Here is a 1216-nt window from a genome sequence, read left to right as displayed (position 1 = left end):
GCCCCCCCCCGCCCCGGCGGGGAACTCCCCCGCCCCCCCCCCCCCCCCGGCGCTCCCCGTCGTCCTGGGAACGCCAGGCACTAGGGTGGGGGAAGATCCGGACACGCCGACGACGGCGGCCGCGGCGCGCCGCGGCCCGCGGCCGGGCGTGCAGACCACCGTGGAAGGAGCCGGCGCCGCCGTGACCTCGAGAGAACCGATCCCCGTGATGACCATCCACGGCGAGCCCGTGCTCGGGCCCACCGGCCGGCCCAAGCACGACTTCCCCGAGCCCGCGCCCCTGACCTCGCACGGCCCGGCGCGGATCATCTCGATGGTGAACCAGAAGGGCGGCGTCGGGAAGACGACCTCCACCATCAACCTGGGCGCCGCGCTCGCGGGCTACGGCCGCAGGGTGCTCATGGTGGACTTCGACCCGCAGGGCGCCCTCTCGGCCGGCCTGGGTGCGAACCCGCACGAGCTCGACACCACGGTGTACAACGTGCTCATGGAGCGGTCGGTGACCGCGAAGGACGCGATCCTGTCCACGGACTTCGAGAACATGGACCTGCTGCCGGCCAACATCGACCTGTCCGCGGCCGAGGTGCAGCTCGTCAACGAGGTGGCCCGCGAGCAGGTCCTCGAGCGCGCGCTGCGCCAGGTCCGCGACGACTACGACGTGGTCCTCATCGACTGCCAGCCCTCGCTGGGCCTGCTGACCGTCAACGCGCTGACCGCCTCCCACGGCGTGATCATCCCGCTGACCGCCGAGTTCTTCGCGCTGCGCGCGGTCGCCCTGCTCGTCGAGACGATCGAGAAGGTGCAGGACCGGCTCAACCCGGACCTGGAGATCGACGGCGTGCTGGCCACGATGTTCGACCAGCGGACCCTGCACTCCAAGGAGGTCGTGGGCTCGCTGGTGGCCGGCTTCGGGGACCGCGTGTTCGAGACCGTCATCAAGCGGTCCATCAAGTTCGCCGACGCCACGGTGGCGGCCACGCCCATCACCCTGTTCGCCGAGAACCACGACGGCGCCAAGGCCTACCGGCAGCTCGCCCGCGAGCTGATCTGCCGCGGCGGCGCGCCGTGACCGTCCGCTGAGCGCCGACGACGCCGGCCCGGCCCCGTCGCGGGACCGGGCCGGTCCTCTGCGCGCTCGCGGCCGGGGGAGCGGTGGCCGGGAGATGCGACGCCGCCGATCTGCGAGAATGGAGCGGGGCGTGTCCGTCTCCGGGCC

General features: G+C 73.1%; 1 protein-coding gene. It reads left to right on the top strand.

What is annotated here, in order from left to right:
- The first annotated feature begins 208 nt into the window (after positions 1-208).
- Entirely contained in the window at positions 209-1069 is an 861-nt protein-coding gene (locus AB0N07_RS51395) for a ParA family protein (protein WP_036315755.1), read from the top strand.
- Positions 1070-1216 lie beyond the last annotated feature (147 nt).

Origin of the sequence: Streptomyces sp. NPDC051172 (assembly GCF_040682555.1) — a bacterium.
In the GTDB taxonomy this organism is placed as follows: domain Bacteria; phylum Actinomycetota; class Actinomycetes; order Streptomycetales; family Streptomycetaceae; genus Streptomyces.
Note: the sequence above shows the minus strand (reverse complement) of the source record. Positions and strands in the feature narration are given on the sequence as shown.